Source organism: Geminocystis sp. GBBB08, from assembly GCF_016743215.1.
Lineage (GTDB): Bacteria > Cyanobacteriota > Cyanobacteriia > Cyanobacteriales > Cyanobacteriaceae > Geminocystis.
The window spans coordinates 1-2,308 of sequence record NZ_VRZC01000281.1; the positions used below are offsets into that span (position 1 = coordinate 1).

Here is a 2,308-nt window from a genome sequence, read left to right on the forward strand (position 1 = left end):
CCTCTTAAAAAAACCTCAATTTAACAGTATTTTCAGCTATTATACGGCGGATGATAAAGAAACTTGTTTTCTCTTTTTTATTATTGTAGAAAATACGCTAATCTTTTCTTCTTTGTCCAAAGTCCAGTTAGTCTCATCTAACCTTTTATTGATGTTATTAACATCGCTCTTCACGAATGATTTAAGATTGCTATATAATAGTATTTAAGAATCAATAGATGGATTTGGTCAGGTGTTTCATTTTCAATATAATTTATTAATTCGATTAATTCGATTTTAATTTTCATGGATAGGATAAACTTTCTCAATATCTTTATTGATAATATTTCTTTATCTTATCTTCTTAAAGAGTTAACCGAAAAAGGAGGATTTATTGTCACTCCCAATGTTGATCATTTAGTCAAATTACAGAAGGATGCTGATTTTCTTAAGGCTTATAAAATAGCGGATTATGTGGTTTGTGATAGTAAAATTATTCAATATGTTCTTAAATTTTTAGGAAAGCCTGTACCAGAAAAGATTTCAGGATCAGATTTATTTCCGGCATTTTATCATTACAATCAAGATAATAATGAAATTAAAATTTTTCTCCTTGGGGGTGAACCGGAGGTTGCACAAAAGGCTCAAAATAAGATTAATCAAAAAGTAGGCAGAGAAATTATCGTTTCTGCTTTATCTCCTAGTTTTGGTTTTGAAAATAATTCCGTAGAATGTTTTGCTATTATTGATCAAATAAATAAATCTGGTGCAAATGTGATCGCTATTGGTGTTGGTGCACCGAAACAAGAAAAATGGATTGTTAAATACCGCTCTTTATTACCTAATGTTAAAATATTTTTACCTATAGGAGCTACTATTGATTTCGAGGCGGAACATAAAACTCGATCGCCAAAATGGATGAGTAATATTGGTTTGGAGTGGTTTTATCGCCTAATTTGCGAACCAAAAAGATTATGGAAACGTTATTTAGTTGATAGTATTCCTTTTCTTATTCATACACTGCAATATCGTTTTGATATTTATAAAAATAATCCCATTATGGAATTAAAATCTATGCCTTTAGGAATGATGTTAAATAATGCGGGGTTATTATCGAATGAAGAATTAACTATGATATTAGAAACTCAAAAACAAAAAAATTATCAGGTAAAGTTAGGACAAATTATCGAAAATTTTGGTTTTTTACCTCAAGAAACTATCACTTTTTTTGCAGAAGAGTTACTGAGAATTATTGAATCAAATCAATCTTTACCCCTAGGAGATTACTTACAAAAAGCTCATTTAATATCCTCTTCACAAATTGATGATTTATCTAAAAAACAAGAGCAATTATTTCCTCGAAAAAAAATACATGAGTTAATATTAGAGTCAGGTTATCTTTCTCAAAAAACTTTAGATTGGTTTATCAAATTTCAATTTATTTTAAAATCTCACCAACAGAAAAATACAACGTTTGAGCAAATTTATGAAGAATTAGAAACCATTACTTCTTCTATAGATAAATCAGACTAAATTTTATGTTCAATAATTGTCGCCTGTTGTTTTGTTAATTTTTTCCATAAATATTTACATTGTCCCATAAACTGTGGAAATTTAGATAGCACACTCCAAAAAGCATATAATTTAGCATCTTTTTGATTGTCTCCATAATTAAGGCGATAACGATAAATTTTGAATAGCAAAAGTAAATAACTTAATAATAAAAATAAACTTAAACCGTTAGTAATCCATATTAAAGTAATAGCAAAAAAAGGTATAATTAAACCCCATAAAAAACCGCTAAAATATTCTTTTATCATATAGTTTTCTGGGGGTTTTCCGTGCATAAAATAACCTTCAGCAACAGCCCAACCCCACCGAGTAGCACGTTTCCACCATTGGCTAAATTTAAACATGGCAGTATCATGAAGTGTCATATTTACGTCTAATCGTTCAATTTTCCACTCTTTTTGTCGTAATCGAAGACACATTTCCGGCTCTTCTCCACAAATTAGGCTAGAATTATAACCATTAACTTGTTTTAGGGCTTCTAATCTAATTAAAGCATTCCCCCCACAGGAATTAGTTTCGCCAATAGGGGTATTCCATTCCATATCGGCTAAATAATTATAGATGGATTTTTCAGGATATTTTTCAATATTTCTACCAACCACAATAGCTAAGTTTTCTTTTTTATTTAATTTTGCCATGGCATTTTCTAACCAATTAGGCAATAATTCACAATCACCATCGAGAAATTGAATATATTTAGTCTCAGGATAATGTTTAATGATATATTCTAAACCCTTATTTCTGGCTCTTGCGGCGG

General features: G+C 29.7%; 3 protein-coding genes. 2 read left to right on the forward strand and 1 reads right to left on the reverse strand.

Annotated features, from left to right (window positions below; translation table 11 throughout):
* On the forward strand, positions 1 to 208 hold a 208-nt coding region (locus FWJ34_RS19195), incomplete at its 5' end, for a hypothetical protein (RefSeq protein ID WP_308256929.1).
* Between the two features lie 77 nt (positions 209 to 285).
* Entirely contained in the window at positions 286 to 1,512 is a 1,227-nt protein-coding gene (locus FWJ34_RS19200; protein ID WP_308256930.1) for a WecB/TagA/CpsF family glycosyltransferase, read from the forward strand.
* Here FWJ34_RS19200 and FWJ34_RS19205 read toward each other — a convergent pair.
* Positions 1,509 to 2,308 (reverse strand): glycosyltransferase family A protein (locus tag FWJ34_RS19205; protein ID WP_308256931.1); only part of this gene is annotated, 800 nt, incomplete at its 5' end. The two genes, FWJ34_RS19200 and FWJ34_RS19205, sit on opposite strands and share 4 nt — an antisense overlap.